At 71.0% G+C, this 13343-nt stretch carries 12 protein-coding genes; 2 read left to right on the forward strand and 10 right to left on the reverse strand.

Translation table 11 applies throughout. The features are described 5' to 3' along the window. Positions 1-13 precede the first annotated feature (13 nt). The 8 genes from AB0D12_RS19380 to AB0D12_RS19415 form a co-directional block, all read right to left on the reverse strand. Positions 14-2002, reverse strand: coding sequence for a transglycosylase domain-containing protein (locus tag AB0D12_RS19380; protein WP_362683921.1), 1989 nt, complete (start codon positions 2000-2002; stop codon positions 14-16). A gap of 70 nt (positions 2003-2072) precedes the next feature. Then, the gene (locus AB0D12_RS19385) at positions 2073-3371 is read right to left on the reverse strand and encodes a HAMP domain-containing sensor histidine kinase (RefSeq protein ID WP_362683924.1); all 1299 of its coding nucleotides are present in this window, start codon (positions 3369-3371) and stop codon (positions 2073-2075) included. 1 nt (position 3372) lies between these two features. Continuing rightward, the gene (cseB, locus tag AB0D12_RS19390) at positions 3373-4116 is read right to left on the reverse strand and encodes a two-component system response regulator CseB (RefSeq protein ID WP_362683927.1); all 744 of its coding nucleotides are present in this window, start codon (positions 4114-4116) and stop codon (positions 3373-3375) included. Beyond that, positions 4113-4880, reverse strand: a complete 768-nt coding sequence (locus AB0D12_RS19395) for a hypothetical protein (RefSeq protein ID WP_362683930.1) — start codon at positions 4878-4880, stop codon at positions 4113-4115. Before AB0D12_RS19395 ends, cseB begins: the two co-directional genes overlap by 4 nt. 183 nt (positions 4881-5063) lie before the next feature. Further along, positions 5064-5960: a hypothetical protein gene (locus AB0D12_RS19400; RefSeq protein ID WP_362683933.1), complete on the reverse strand. Its 897-nt coding sequence runs from the start codon at positions 5958-5960 to the stop codon at positions 5064-5066. Continuing rightward, the gene (locus AB0D12_RS19405; protein WP_362683936.1) at positions 5957-6967 is read right to left on the reverse strand and encodes an SPFH domain-containing protein; all 1011 of its coding nucleotides are present in this window, start codon (positions 6965-6967) and stop codon (positions 5957-5959) included. The genes AB0D12_RS19400 and AB0D12_RS19405 overlap by 4 nt, the downstream gene beginning before the upstream one ends. Before the next feature lie 145 nt (positions 6968-7112). After that, the gene (locus tag AB0D12_RS19410; protein WP_362683939.1) at positions 7113-8828 is read right to left on the reverse strand and encodes a PKD domain-containing protein; all 1716 of its coding nucleotides are present in this window, start codon (positions 8826-8828) and stop codon (positions 7113-7115) included. A 282-nt stretch (positions 8829-9110) separates the two neighbouring features. Further along, a complete protein-coding gene (locus tag AB0D12_RS19415; RefSeq protein WP_362683942.1) occupies positions 9111-9542 on the reverse strand; it encodes a protein phosphatase in 432 nt (143 codons plus the stop codon). Positions 9543-9696: 154 nt separating this feature from the next. Here AB0D12_RS19415 and AB0D12_RS19420 point away from each other — a divergent pair, with 154 nt between their 5' ends. Continuing rightward, a complete protein-coding gene (locus AB0D12_RS19420; protein WP_362683945.1) occupies positions 9697-10920 on the forward strand; it encodes an MFS transporter in 1224 nt (407 codons plus the stop codon). Between the two features lie 5 nt (positions 10921-10925). On the opposite strand, the gene AB0D12_RS19425 is transcribed toward AB0D12_RS19420, so the two are convergent. Both AB0D12_RS19425 and AB0D12_RS19430 read right to left on the reverse strand, forming a co-directional pair. Continuing rightward, positions 10926-11729 carry a peptidoglycan recognition protein gene (locus AB0D12_RS19425; protein ID WP_362683948.1) on the reverse strand — a complete coding sequence of 268 codons (804 nt, stop codon included), beginning with the start codon at positions 11727-11729 and terminating at the stop codon, positions 10926-10928. A gap of 98 nt (positions 11730-11827) precedes the next feature. Beyond that, positions 11828-12412 carry a dihydrofolate reductase family protein gene (locus AB0D12_RS19430; protein ID WP_362683951.1) on the reverse strand — a complete coding sequence of 195 codons (585 nt, stop codon included), beginning with the start codon at positions 12410-12412 and terminating at the stop codon, positions 11828-11830. Positions 12413-12519: 107 nt separating this feature from the next. On the opposite strand from AB0D12_RS19430, the gene AB0D12_RS19435 reads away from it, so the two are divergent. Continuing rightward, on the forward strand, positions 12520-13338 hold the full coding sequence (locus tag AB0D12_RS19435; protein WP_362683954.1) for a methyltransferase domain-containing protein: 819 nt from the start codon (positions 12520-12522) through the stop codon (positions 13336-13338). Positions 13339-13343: the final 5 nt, after the last annotated feature.

Raw genomic sequence — 13343 nt, forward strand, 5'->3', positions numbered from 1 at the left:
CTCCGGGGCAGGGCTACTGACCGCTGTCCGCCGCCTCGTCACCGCTCCCGCTCCCGTACTCCGGCTCGGGTACGGCCGAGGGCTGCCTGCCCAGCGCCTGTTCGGTGTAAAGGTTCCAGATTCTGGCGGGGTGGCCGTCCCCGATGTGCCGCAGCTTGACCTGCTTCGTCGTCTTGGCGTCCTCGCCGAAGAGGGCGACCGAGGTGACGAGGTCGGGGGTGACACCGATGAACCACTCGGCCTTCCTGTCGTCGGTGGGGCCCGACGCCGCTGTGACGATCTGCTTGGTCCTGCCCGCCACCTCCGGCCCGACGCCGCCGCGCCGACCGATGCCACGGACGGGCGAGAAGCCGAGGTCAGAGATGACCAGCTCCGCGGTCCCGGGGTCGATTGCCTGGCCGCCCACCGCGCCCGGCAGCGAGGTGCGCTCCTCGCCGCGCTGCGCCGACTTCACGATCGACGGCGTGACCTTCTTGCCCTGGTGATGGAGGGAGGCGTAGACACCGGCCATTTCCAGTGGGCTGACGCCCATCAGTCCCAGCTCCGTGGCGCGCGGTGCCGTGAAGCCGCTGGCGTCCGGGGCGATGCCGAGGTCTGCGGCGGTCTGCCTGATCTGTTTGAGGCCGCTCTCACCCTGATTCTGCCTCTTGCCCTCCATCACCGCGGCGTAGGCAATCGGTTCGAAGGTCGCGCCTGCCTGGTAGTCGGAGCGGGTCGCGTTGCTCAGGTAGTGCTTCATGTAGTCGCGGCCGCCGTAGAGCGCCACGATGCGGCCGGTCCGCGAATCCACCGAAACCGCTCCGGCCTGCCGGTCCGGGTCCTGCGCCGGTGCGCCGGACGGCGCCTGCTGGCCGCTGTCGCTGTCGCTGTCGCTGTCGTTGTCGCTGTCTCCGGACCGGACCGCCTGTTCCAGTGCCCGCTGTTTGTCCGGTTCGATGTTGAGAGTGATCCGCCAGCCGCCGCCTGCCAGTTCCTGTTCGCTGATGCCCGAGGCCGTCAGTTCCCGCCGGGCGGCGTCCACCAGATAGCCGGCCTGCCCGGACAGTCCCGCGCCGGGCTGGGGGGCCAGCGGCACGGGAAAGCGCATCCGCTGCCGCTCGTTCTTGTCCAGCCAGCCCTCGCCGACCATGTTGTCGAGCACATAGCCCCAGCGCTGCTGCACCAGCCGTTTGGCCTCGGGGGCGGCGATGGCCCAGTCGTACTGGCTGGGTGCCTGCAGCAGCGCGGCGAGGTAGGCGCCCTGCTCGACAGTGAGGTCCTCGACCTCCTTGCCGTAGTAGGCGCGGGCCGCGGCCTGGATGCCGTAGGCGAGCCGGCCGTAGTAGCTGCTGTTCAGATATCCGGCGAGGATGTCGTCCTTGGAGTTGCTCCGGTCGACCTTCAGGGAGATGACCAGTTCCTTCAACTTGCGGGTGACGGTCTGTTCCTGGCTGAGGTAGTAGTTCTTGACGTACTGCTGCGTGATGGTCGATCCGCCCTGGGTGCCCTGTCCCGTCAGCGTGTTGACGATGCCGCGGGCGGTGCCGGTCAGCGAGATGCCGGAGTCGCTGTAGAAGTCCTTGTTCTCGGCCGCGACGAACGCGTACCGCACGTCCTTCGGGACTCGGTCGAGCGGGACCGTCTCCCGGTTGATCTCCCCGGTCCGGGCGAGACGGGAGCCGTCGCTGTACAGAAAGACGTTGCTCTGCGCCTTCGCCAGATCGTTGGCCCGGGGGATGTCGATGGCGAAGTAGAGAACGGTGAACGCGCCGGTCACCAGGGCGCACAGGACGATCACACAGGCGAGTGCCTTGCGCCAGCTGACGAACCGGCGAAAGCCCGTCCGCTTCCTGGGCCTTCGCGACCGCCCGGACTTCCTGCGCCCGCGCCGCCCGCCGCTGTTCCGGTCGCCGGTCTTCGCCGGTTCTCTCAGCGCGTCGTCCGTATCGGCTTCGCGGGCCGCACCGGCCCAGCTCGCTGTCAGCTGATCCGCGGTCCGGTCGGGACTGTGCCTGATACGCATGGGCGTCATCCTCGACGCCGAAGATCTTTGTCAACCGAAAGGAAGACATCGGCTGGGACACGGAGTTGTATCAGCTGTGTATCGGCCCCGGGCCGCCGGCCGGTTGGGTATCCGTCTCCGTCTCCGGCCCGCACGCGGTGTCCGGGCCGGGGAGGTGGAGTACGGCGACGGCGCCGCCGGCAGGTGCGTTGGTGAACTTCAAGGTGGCGCCGATGACTTCGGCCTGGCCGAGCGCGATGGTCAGCCCCAGCCCGTGGCCGGTGCCGCGGGCGCGTGCTCCGGTGCGGAAGCGCTGCGGCCCGTCTCTGAGCATGGTGTCCGGATAGCCGGGGCCATGGTCCTCGACGGTCACGGTGCGGCCGTCCGCGGTGACCGTGACGGTGACCGGAGGACGCCCGTGCCGGTGCGCGTTGACGATCAGATTGGTGAGGATGCGCTCCAACCGGCGCGCGTCGGTCCAGACCTTTGCCTCCCCACCCGCCGCGGACGGCCCCTCCGTGAGAAGGAGTACGGACAGGCCGGCGCGGGCGACGATCTCCTCGACGAGGGCTCCGACCGGGCAGCGGGACAGATCCGCCTGTTCCGCTCCGGCGTCCAGCCGGGAGATCTCCAGCAGTTCCTCGACCAGCGCGGCCAGTACCCGTACACGGTCGCGTACATAGCCGGCCGCCTCCCCCTCGGGGAGCAGCTCGCCGGCAGTGACCAGGCCCATGAGCGGGGTGCGCAGTTCATGGGCGACGTCGGCGGTGAAACGCTGCTCACCGCGCAGCCGTTCCTGCAGAGCGGCGGCCATCGTGTCCACGGCGGCGGAAATCTCGGCGATCTCGTCGCGCGGGCGGGTTGCGGCGCGGATCCGGGCATCGAGATCTCCGGCCGCGATACGCCGGGCGGTGCCGGCGGCGGTGCGCAACCGGCGGCTCATCCGTCCGGCGGTCAGTACGCCGAGCGGCAGCACCACCGCGGTGGTGATCACACTGGCCCAGGCGATGCTGGTATCGAGGGCGCGGATGTCCCGCATGGTGGTGCTCATATCGACGCGTACGGACAGCACCCGGCCACCTGCCGGACGGGCAGCCCACATTGCGGGCCTTTCCTCTGCGGTGGTGAACTCCGTTCCCTGGCGGCCTTTCGCCACCAGCCCCCGCAAGTCGCCGGGGAGGCCCGGCGCGTCGAGTGCGGCACCCGTGCCCTGCACTGCGCCCGTGCGGGCGTAGGTGACGGCCGCCCGGTCGAGGGTCGTACGGGCGCTGTCGCGGGCCTGCGACAGTTCACGGTCGCGCGAGGCGTGGTGGACCAGCACGCCGACGGCTGCGGCGACAGCGCAGATGGCCACGGCGACCAGGGCGGCGATCCGCCATCTCAGTGCCATCTCAGCGCCGCAGTTTGTAGCCGAAGCCGCGGACCGTCTCGATCCGTTCGGCGCCGATCTTCGCCCGCAGGCGCTGTACATGGAGGTCGACCACGCGGGTGTCGCCGTGCCAGGCGTGGTCCCACACCCGGCTGAGCAGCGTACGGCGCTCCAGAACGACGCCGGGCGACGCCGCGAATTCGAGGAGCATCCGAAGTTCGGTCGGGGTCAGGGCGAGCGTCTGCCCCGCGCGCCGTACCTCCATCCCGCGGGTGTCGATGGTCAGATCGCCGAAGACCAGCGTGCTCGTGCCGTCCTCGCTCTCGCGGTCCGGGCCGGCGGCCGGGGTGAAGGAGGCGCGGCGCAGCAGTGAGCGGATCCGCGCGACGAGTACGGCACTCTCGCAGGGTTTGACGACATAGTCGTCGGCGCCCGCCTCCAGCCCTGACACGACGTCGAGTGCGTCACCGCGTGCGGACATCATCAGGATCGGCGCGAGGCTCAGTTCACGGATTCTGCGGCACAGCCCGATTCCGTCGAGTTCGGGCAGCATCACATCGAGCAGCAGCAGGTCCGGGCGCCGCTCGCGGAAGATCTCCAGGCCGGTGAGGCCGTCGCCCGCGGTGGAGACGGTGAAGCCGTAGCGCTCCAGCAGCATCCGCACGGTGTTACGGATCACCTCGTCGTCCTCGACGAGCAGCAGATGCGCCTCGGCCGCGGAGCCGGGCGGGGCGAAGGAGGGCGTCGTCGGCGGTATCGGGGTCATCGGGGTGTCCTTGTCGGCGGGCTCGTGCTCTGCAGGCTCATGGACGAACCCGTGCCCGTGCCTGAGCCCGTTCCCGTGCTCGGGCCCGTGCCTGAGCCCGTTCCCGTCGGGTCGCCGGCCCGGTCCTGGGGGACGCCCGCGGTCATCACCGCGCCGTTCCACCGGTAGCGGGTGGTGAACCGGCCGTCGTCGCCGGTCGAGGTGAGCACCAGGTCGTGACCAAACGTTTCGCCGGTCAGCCCGATCGGCCCCCAACTGATCAGCACCGGGCGCACCGTGCCGCCCACGGCCCAGTAGACCTGAATCAGAGTCAGCCCGGCCGACTCCTCGTCCAGCGCCACCACCAGCTCGTCCCGGCCGTCCCCGGTCAGGTCCCGGTAGGCGGGGTTGCGCAGACCGCAGCCGGAGCCGGGACAGTTCTTCATCGCGGCCCGTACCAACTGCGGCACATTGGGGTCCTTCTCCAGCAGCTCCTTCACCGCCACCTTCCTGAGCCCGCCCGCGGGCACGGTGATGCCGTCGACGGTCAGGTACCGCTTGTACGAGGGGCTGGTCTCGCCTGCCGCGGGCGGCGACGGTGGGGCGTACTGCGGCCACAGCGGTCGCGCGCTGATGGGCGGCGAGAGGCTGGGCGCCATGCCACCGTCCCGTGCGCCGGTCTCGGACGCACAGCCGGCGACCCCGGACAGGGCCGCACCGACGACGAGGGCGGCCAGGAGGGGCCGCCTGTGGTGAAGGGGGCCGGTGTGGGGGAAGCGGCGCATAGACACAACAGCGTACCGGCGGCCGTACGAGGGGTAGGCGCGGGCCCGTACAGCCGAGTGGACCGGCTGCGGGCCCGCGCCGGCGTCGACGCGGGCCAGCGCCCTGCGTTGACGCGGGCCCGCGCCTACCGCCGACGGCCCGCACCCACCGCCGACGCCGGCCCGAGTGCGCCGCCGGTTGGGTCAGTGGAGCAGCCGCAGTGCGGTGCCTGCGATGCCGAGACGGACCGTCTGGCCCCAGGTGAGGTGCAGCGCGTCGGTCTCGATCCCGTCGCCGAACGCGACCAGCCGGTCCGACTCGACGGTCAGCCGCAGCCGTTCCGCGTGTGCCAGTACGCCTTCCACGAGTGTGGTGCCGGTGGCGGGCGACGGCCAGGCCTCCCTTACGAACCAGATCAGTTGGGCGTCGGCGGGACCGGGCAGCGGCAGGCTGCTGCCGCGTTGCTGCCACACGGAGCGCAGCCAGCCGGTGGCGCCGGTGCCGGTGCCCACCAGGACTCCGGAGGAGGCCTGGGGTTCGGTGCGGGCGGCGTCCGCACCGGTACTCAGCCGGTAGCGGGCGGTCTGGTGGCCCGGCGGGCCGAGGTAGATCTCGTTGAGGGCGAGCAGCCGCTGGGTGTCGTCGGCGACCGCCTCCACCATGGTGAGTTCGTCGACGCCGCCGCCGGACGCGGCCGCCGGGAGCAGCTTGGCCGCGTCGGCCGCGCGGTGGCGCACCAGCACGCCCGGGTTGCGGCCGGGGTCGGTATCGATCCCCACCACCGGCTGACCCGACAGATACTTGGCGGCGTTGGCCACCAGACCGTCCTGGCCCACCACGACCACCACGTCTTCGGGACCGAAGAGGAAACGGTCGAGGTCCGCGCGTTCCACCCTGGTCTGCCGCCATGCCAGCGGAACCGCCGCCGCCACATCGGCGAGCGCCCGCCGCGCACGGTGATGCCGCTCGGTCACCTCCTGGATGCTCCGGCCGCGCGAGGAGAGGAAGAAGTCGGCCTGGCCATGGGTGCCGTGCCGGGCGAGCAACTCCTCGTACTCGGTGGCCCGGTGCACCAGCACCGCGCGCGGCGCGAGACTCACGACTGCTCGCCGTCGGCCCGGCCGAGCTTGGCCAGCAGGCCGGTGAGGACATCGGGGGAGAGGGTGAGGCTGTCGATGCGCGGCAGGTTCTCGGCGACCCGGGTCGCGGCCAGCGCGTGCAGAGTGGCGGCGTCCACCTCGGCGTGCACCCGCAGCCAGGCGGCCTGTGCCTGGGCCCGCGCCTGCCCGACTTCGCGTGCCGCTTCGGCCTCGGCCTTGGCCAGCCGTACCGTGCGCGCGGCCTCGGCCTCGGACCGTACGGCGTCCGCCGCCGCATTCTCCTCGGCCTCGCGGCGGGCGTTGGTGCCGTGCTGCTCGACCAACTGCTCCTCGCGGCGGGCCAGTTCGATCCGGCTGGCCAGTTCGTTCTCGGCGATCGCGCGTTCGCGCTCCACGGCGACGGCCCGGCGTTCGTACGTTGCCCGGTCCGACTCCTGCTGGATCTGTTCGCGCGCGGGCGTGCGCAGCGCCCGTTCCACCTCCGGTTCTGGGCGGAGGGCGACCACGCGGACGGCCACCACGGTGATGCCGGTGGCGGGCAGCCGGGGCTCCGCGGCCAGACCGTCGGTGATCCGCTCCAGGACCGCCGCGACGCCGTCGACAAGGGCTGCCGCCAGCGGCGTACGGGCCAGGACGTCCAGCGCGTGCTGCTGTGCGGTCTCGGTGAGCAGGGTGGACAGCTGTTCCAGCGGGGCGCCGCGCCAGACGCCGGTGTCCGGATCGATCGAGAAGTCCAGACGGGCGGCGGCGGTGGCCGGTTCGCTGATCCGGTACGTCACCGTCGCCTGCACGCTGACGTCCTGGAAGTCAGACGTGCGGGCATGGAAGGCCATGGCCAGTTCCCGGTCGTCGACCGGGACTTCGGAAAGCGCTGCGGTCAGCGCACGGAACCAGAAGCTCAGTCCCGGCCCGTCGTGGACGAGCCGCCCGCGCCGGAAGTGGCGCACATGGGCGGTGGGCGCGGTACGGAGATGGCGCCATCCCAGGCGCTTGATGATGTCGGCCATGAAAGCTTCCCCCCTTTTTCGTCAGTCGGACGATATAAGCCGGAACTGTTATCGTCAAGGCGACGAAATGGGCGGGCGCCCGGGACGGCTCGAAGGCGGCCCGCATCCGCGAACCGCCCCCGAGTCTCCCCTTCGTGCGAGACCGTCAGCTCACCGTGACGGGTTCCGCGGCCTCGCTCAGAACCTGCCGGCCGTCCTGAGCGGTCAGCACCAGGCGTGGCAGGAAGGGTCCTTCCCCATCGAATACATGGGTGACGGTTGCCTCGCTGGTCTCCTGCTGGGTGCCGTCACCGAAGTACCAGCGATAGCTGTATCCGGCCGGAGGCTCCTTCCCGTCCACGGTCGCGCTCAGGCGAAGCGGGCTCCCGGTATGCCCGTCCTTCGGGGCGTCCAGCAACGCGTGCGGGCCGTCGGCCGGGAGGTGGAACCACTGGCGCAGGCGCGGGTTGAGGAGGAAAGCGTCGGCGTACTGACGGGCGCCGACGATGTCCGGATGGGCGACGGCCGCGGACAGACACTGCGCCGGAGTCCCGCTGAGCTCCGGGCAGGCTCGCGTGCGCAGCGGGAACGCGGGGTCGGAGACCGGAGTGGCCCAGACCTTGGAGTGCGGGGCGAGCACGGCATTGTCCCGGGAGAACAGGCCGTCGGCGGCAATCGCGTACGGGCCGTCGGAGGAGGCGGCGTTGGCCGCCGCGGCCGCCTGCCGGTAGGCGTCGTTGGCCAGTTGGGTGTACTGCTCGTAGCGCTCGGCCACACCGCCGAGCGCGCCCTTGCAGGCGGCCAGCCGGGCAACGGCAACCCCCGGTGCCGTGCAGGTCTTCACCGGGACGGGCGAACTGCTGCGGCTCAGCGCGTAGTAGAAGTCGGCCACGAGCACTTTGGGCCGCCCCGGCAGCGAATGCGCCTTCTCGATCGCCGCCTGCATGCCGCGGCCGCCGTAGCCGACCTTGGCGCCGCTGAAGTACGGGACATCCTTGGCCGGGTTCTCGGCTGCCGCGCCGATGCCGGAGCACTCGCGCCGCACGGCCTCGGGCAGCTTCTTCGAGCCGGGTGTGATGCCGACGCCGATGCCGAAGAAGGGGTCGATGTCGTTGATGCACCCGTTGACGACGACCAGATCGAGACCGTATCCGCCCGCCCGCGCCTGCGCGCCCGCCTGTTCCAACTGGCAGAACACGTCGGGCATTTGCTGAGTGACCTCGCCGAACTCCATTTCCCCGTCGCCGTCCGGGTCCTGCTTCTCCTGCATGCGCAGGCAGCCGGCGTCGTCGTTGCCCGCGGGCAGTTCGGGTGCGTCGAGGACCGCGCCGGAGATCGAGTAGTCCATGTGCTGATGTCCCCGGCCGGTCTCGCGGCCGAGCAGCTCGCCCGTCAGATAGGGGAACTTCTGGTCGTGGTCCAGACCCTGCCCCCATACGACGGAGTCGCCGACGGATGCCACGCGCACCGGGTCGCAGCCCCGCCGGACGGTGTCCCGCCAGACCTTTCCGTACGGGCCGGGCTCCCGTCCGTCCGACGAGTGGAGCACGCGCGCGTCGAACTGCAGCGCCGTGCTCGCCGCCGGAACGCGGTCGAACGGGATGCTGAACTCGGCCGCGGACACGTTCGCGTCCATGACAGTCTGCCCGCCGGCCAGCTGCTCCTGCCCGGCCAGCACCCGCCACTCCACCGTGGCGCCGGCCTTCGCCGCGGCGGGGTCGTACATCTGCACCCGGCCCCGGACCGGGCCGCTGCACACCGGATTCGGCGTCAGATCCACGTCCAGAACGAGGGGGTACGCGGATCCCGGCAACGCGGCTGTCTGCGCTACGGCGGGGTGCCCGCCGAGCAGCTGGCCGAGCAGCACCGCTGCTGCGGCCACCGCGGCAGCGGAGCGGGCCGTCCCCGGCCCGCGTGGAGCGGAGCCCCCGCCGCTGCCCCCACACCTTCGCGCCACCCGCCGCAACCACGTATCTCTCACGCCAACGCCCCTGATTCTGCTGCCTGTTTCGGTCCGCGCGAAGCCAACTGAACCCCGCATCAGTAGGGATCATGGCAGTCGGAAACGGGCGTGAAACGCGCGCAGGGGACCAAGCGCGGTGAGACTGGTCACTTACCCACCGTTACTTCATTTCCGCCCCGGGACAGCTGAATTCAGCCGCACTCAGTCGGAGAAGCGCCGCACATAGCGTCGCTGCCAGGGGGTTTCGACCGCGCGGGCGTCGTAATGCCGACGCACGAAGTCCACCGCCCGGTCCGCCGGCACTCCATCGAGGACGGCAAGGCAGGCCAGGGCTGTTCCGGTCCGGCCACGGCCTCCGCCGCAGGCGATCTCGACCCGTTCGACACCGGCGCGGGCCCATGCCTCACCGAGGGCAGCCTGAGTATCCGCATGGCTGCTGGGCAGCCGGAAATCCGGCCAGCGCAGCCACCGGGCTTCCCACGGGACCTCGGGAGGCCGCTTGCCGAGCAGGTACACGCCGTACGCGGGGGTCGGCCCGTCCGGAAGAGGGCGCCGAAGGCCGCGGCCCCGGACCGCACGGCCGGAAGGAAGCCGGAGTACACCGGCGTCGGAGGGCTTCCAGAGCTCGGTCACGCACCCACCCTATTCGCTGTCACGACGGATGGGTACGGAAACGGAATGGCCCAGCCAACCGTCAGCGAAATGGCCTGCTTACGGGGCCATTTGGGCTCCTAGGGTAAGGAGCGGCGCGGCCGGCAGGCAGGTCGCCCCTTAGCCAAGGAGCCCCATGTCTCTCCGGATCGTGCCGCCGAGCGGGTCGCCACGAATACTCGCCGTCGCCCAATTGGTCAACTCCTTGGGCGACGGCGCGTACTACGTCTGCTCCGCCCTCTACTTCTCCCGTATCGTCGGCCTCTCGCCCGCCCAGATCGGCCTGGGTCTCACCGTCGCCTGGGCCATCGGCTCCGTCGCGGGCGTCCCCCTCGGCCACCTGGCCGACCGCCGCGGTCCCCGCTCCACCGCTGTGCTCCTGGCACTGGCGACCGCCACCTCGGTGGTCGCCTTCCTCTTCGTACGCTCCTTCGTGCCGTTCCTGCTGGCCGCCTGCTGCTACGCAACGGCCCAGTGTGGCCTGGCCGCCGCCCGGCAGGCGTTGCTCGCAGGCCTGGTGGCCAAGGAGGAACGGACCGAAACCCTGGCCTACCTGCAGTCGACGCTCAACGCCGGCCTGGCCGTCGGTGCCGCAGCCGGCGGTGTCGCCCTGCACGTCGGCACCCGCGAGGCGTATCTCTCGGTCTTCGCTATGGACGCCGGGGCCTTCACCCTGTGCGCGCTCGTCCTGCTGCGGCTGCCCACTGTGCAGCCCGCAGCCCCGACCACCGGCGGCGGTCCCGAACTCGCCGTGCTCCGCGACCGCCCGTACGCGCTGGTCTCGTTCCTCAACATGGTCATGCTGCTGCGGATGCCCCTCATCAGCCTGGCCATCCCGCTGTGGATCGTGGAACGGACCTCGGCGCCCGGCTGGAGCGTCTCCGCCCTGCTCGTGCTCAACACCGCAGCCGTCATGCTCTTCCAGGTCCGCACGGCCGCCGCGGTGACCGACCTGCCCAGCGCCACCCGCACGGTCCGGCGCGGCGGCGCGGTGATGCTCGCCTCCTGCGCCGTCTTCGCCCTCTCGGCGGCGGGACCAGCCGCCTGGGTCGCCGTGGCCGTACTGCTGGCCGGAGCGGTACTTCAGGTCGCCGGCGAAATGATGCAGTCCGCCGGTGCCTGGCAGATCAGCTTCGACCTGGCCCCGGCCGGCCAACAAGGGCAGTACCAGGGCTGCTTCGGTACCGGCGTCTCCGTGGCCCGGATGCTCGGCCCGCTGCTGCTGACCACCCTGATCGTCGGCTGGGGCGTCCTCGGCTGGCTGCTGCTCGGCGCGCTGTTCCTGGCAGCCGGACTTGCCATGGGACCCGCGGTGCGCTGGGCCGAGAAGTCCGAAGCCAGGCTTGCGTACATCGGTTGACGAGGTCAGGACGGCGCGTCGGCTCGGGCCGCCGGCGCGTCGGTGCGGCCCTGGAGGCGGGCGGCGCGTTCGCGGATCTGCGGAAGGCGTGTGTAGAGCCCGGAACCCGGGCACCGTGTCCAGTAGCCGTCGCAGTGCCCGGAGATCGTGTGGAAGACGGCCTGTTTTCCTTTCGGGTACTTGCTGCCGTCGTTGGTGGAGACCAGGGTCGTCGTACCGCGTGGGTCGACCCCGTACAAACCGAGCTTCCAGGCGGCGAGCCGGGCTATCGCCTCCAGCATCGGCGCGGGCACGGCCGAGGCGGCGCCATAGCTGCCTATCGCCGCTATGCCGACGGTGCCGACGTTGAAGCCCAGGGTGTGCGCGCCGACGACAGGATTGGTGATGCCTCCGGAGCGTCCCTCGTAAATGGTGCCGGTCCGGTCGACGAAGAAGTTGTAGCCGACGTCGTCCCAGCCCCGGCGCTCCATGTGGTCGTCGGAGAGGAAGCGGATGAGATTGGGGACCTCTCGCCGGGAGTAGTCGTTTCCGCTGTTGGTGTGATGGATGAAGACCGCTTTGACCGTGGTCGCGGAGAGCTCGGGCCTGTGGGGACGCATCGGGTGGGTCTGCCAGACAGCGCGCGGTACGACGGCCGGCTGAACGGTGGCCCACGGGGTGGCGGGCCGCGGGTGCGGGCGGGTGGGGCGTTCCGCGCGAGCCGCCGTGGGTGGCCTGGCACTGTTGCCGGCGGCCAGTGCGGCACCCATCACGCCTGCCGCGGTTGCCCTGCCCATGCCGCGGAGCAGCATGCGCCGGTCGATGGTCATGACGATGAGCGTACGACGGCACTCCCGGGTGCGCCTCCGCTGCGCGCAGCGTCGCGAGGGCAACGGACCCCTGACGCCTTCCCGCACATCACGGCCGGTCACGAAGGCGGCGGGGCCGGCTGTACTGTCCGGTAGCGCAGCAGCACGATGCCCGAGCCGAACGGCCGGGTCTCCACCAGTCTCAGCTTCGCGGTCTCGCTCGCGTCCGCGAACAACCGCCGGCCGTGTCCGAGGACCACCGGGTACACGAACAACCGGTACTCGTCGACCAGCCCGGCCGAGATCAGTTCCCGTACCAGGCTGATACTGCCCGTCGCGACGATGTCTCTGCCCGGCCCGGACTTCAGCGACTCAACCTCGGCCCGGAGCGCACCCCGCAGCACGGTGGTGTGCTCCCAATGAGGGTCGCGCAGCGTGCGGGAGACGACGTACTTGGACACGGTGTTGAGATATTCGGTGATGCCCGTGCTGTCGTCGGTCTGCTTCGGCCAGTAATCGCGCATTTGCTCGAAAGTCACCCGCCCGACGAGGAACGCGTCGGCAGCCTCCATATGTGCACGAAGTGCTGCCTCGAGGTCGGACTGGTCGGCCTGCGGCCCGTCACCGGCCGGCGCGAACCAGCCCTCCGTCGCTTCGACGACGCCATCGACCGTGATGTTCTCGGTGGCGATCAGGTCTCTCATTCCCGGGTCTCCAGAGGTCGGCACTCGTTCACCACTGACGACTGCCGCAGCCGGCGAAACTCATCGGCCTCATGGCATCGGTCCAGGGGACAACTACAGTGGGCGGCATGGCGGATTCGCGGCCGACTTCGGCGTTTCACTCGGACAATATCGGCGGCGCGGACACGGAGCGTCTGGTCGGCGCGCTGGACGGGCAGGCGGCGAGCGAGGGCGTGCGGCGACTGCGCGAGTGGGCGCACCTCGGTGTCGCCGCGCGGCGCGGCGAGCGAGCGGTGGACATCGGAGCCGGTACGGGGTCGGAGACCTTGGTGCTGGCGGCGGCGGTGACACCGGGCGGTGACGCGATCGGGGTTGAACCGAACCCCGGACTACGGTCGGTTGCCCAGCAGCGGGCGGCCGAGGCCGGCAGCCCGGCCCGATTCGTGGACGGCGACGCGCTCGCGCTGCCGATGGGCGATGCCGATGTGGATGTGGTCTGGTGCGAGCGGGTGTTCCAGCATCTCACCGAGCCGGAGAAGGCGGCCGCGGAGATCGCGCGGGTGCTGCGGCCGGGTGGGCGGGTCGCGCTGCTGGACACCGACTGGGCGACCACGATCCTGCACCCCGGCGAGGCCGACGTGGTCGCGGAGCTGACCGGCGGCGCGCTCTCGGCGGCCGCCAACCCGTACGCCGGGCGGAAGCTGGCCGGTCAGCTGGCCGCCGCGGGGCTGCAGATCGACGACCTCGGCTCACAGGCGCTCATCCAGAGCACAAGCAAGGTCAACTGGCCACTCATCCGGATGCTCGGCGTAGCCGCCGTGCGGCGCGAGCAGATCACTGAGCAGCAGCGGGACCGGTTGTACGCAGACCTCACCGCGGCCGCCGAGCAGGACGCTCTGCATATGTCCGTGACCATGTTCGGCGTCATCGCGCACCGCCCGGCCTGACCCCG

The organism is Streptomyces sp. NPDC048479, from assembly GCF_040651435.1.
Classification (GTDB): domain Bacteria; phylum Actinomycetota; class Actinomycetes; order Streptomycetales; family Streptomycetaceae; genus Streptomyces.

What these genes read in the sequence shown, in the direction of transcription:
- AB0D12_RS19380 (WP_362683921.1), bottom strand. Translation starts at nt 2,002, where the DNA reads ATGCGTATCAGGCACAGTCCCGACCGGACCGCGGATCAGCTGACAGCG.
- AB0D12_RS19385 (WP_362683924.1), bottom strand. Translation starts at nt 3,371, where the DNA reads ATGGCACTGAGATGGCGGATCGCCGCCCTGGTCGCCGTGGCCATCTGC.
- cseB (WP_362683927.1), bottom strand. Translation starts at nt 4,116, where the DNA reads ATGACCCCGATACCGCCGACGACGCCCTCCTTCGCCCCGCCCGGCTCC.
- AB0D12_RS19395 (WP_362683930.1), bottom strand. Translation starts at nt 4,880, where the DNA reads ATGCGCCGCTTCCCCCACACCGGCCCCCTTCACCACAGGCGGCCCCTC.
- AB0D12_RS19405 (WP_362683936.1), bottom strand. Translation starts at nt 6,967, where the DNA reads ATGGCCGACATCATCAAGCGCCTGGGATGGCGCCATCTCCGTACCGCG.
- AB0D12_RS19420 (WP_362683945.1), top strand. Translation starts at nt 9,697, where the DNA reads ATGTCTCTCCGGATCGTGCCGCCGAGCGGGTCGCCACGAATACTCGCC.
- AB0D12_RS19425 (WP_362683948.1), bottom strand. Translation starts at nt 11,729, where the DNA reads ATGACCATCGACCGGCGCATGCTGCTCCGCGGCATGGGCAGGGCAACC.
- AB0D12_RS19430 (WP_362683951.1), bottom strand. Translation starts at nt 12,412, where the DNA reads ATGAGAGACCTGATCGCCACCGAGAACATCACGGTCGATGGCGTCGTC.
- AB0D12_RS19435 (WP_362683954.1), top strand. Translation starts at nt 12,520, where the DNA reads ATGGCGGATTCGCGGCCGACTTCGGCGTTTCACTCGGACAATATCGGC.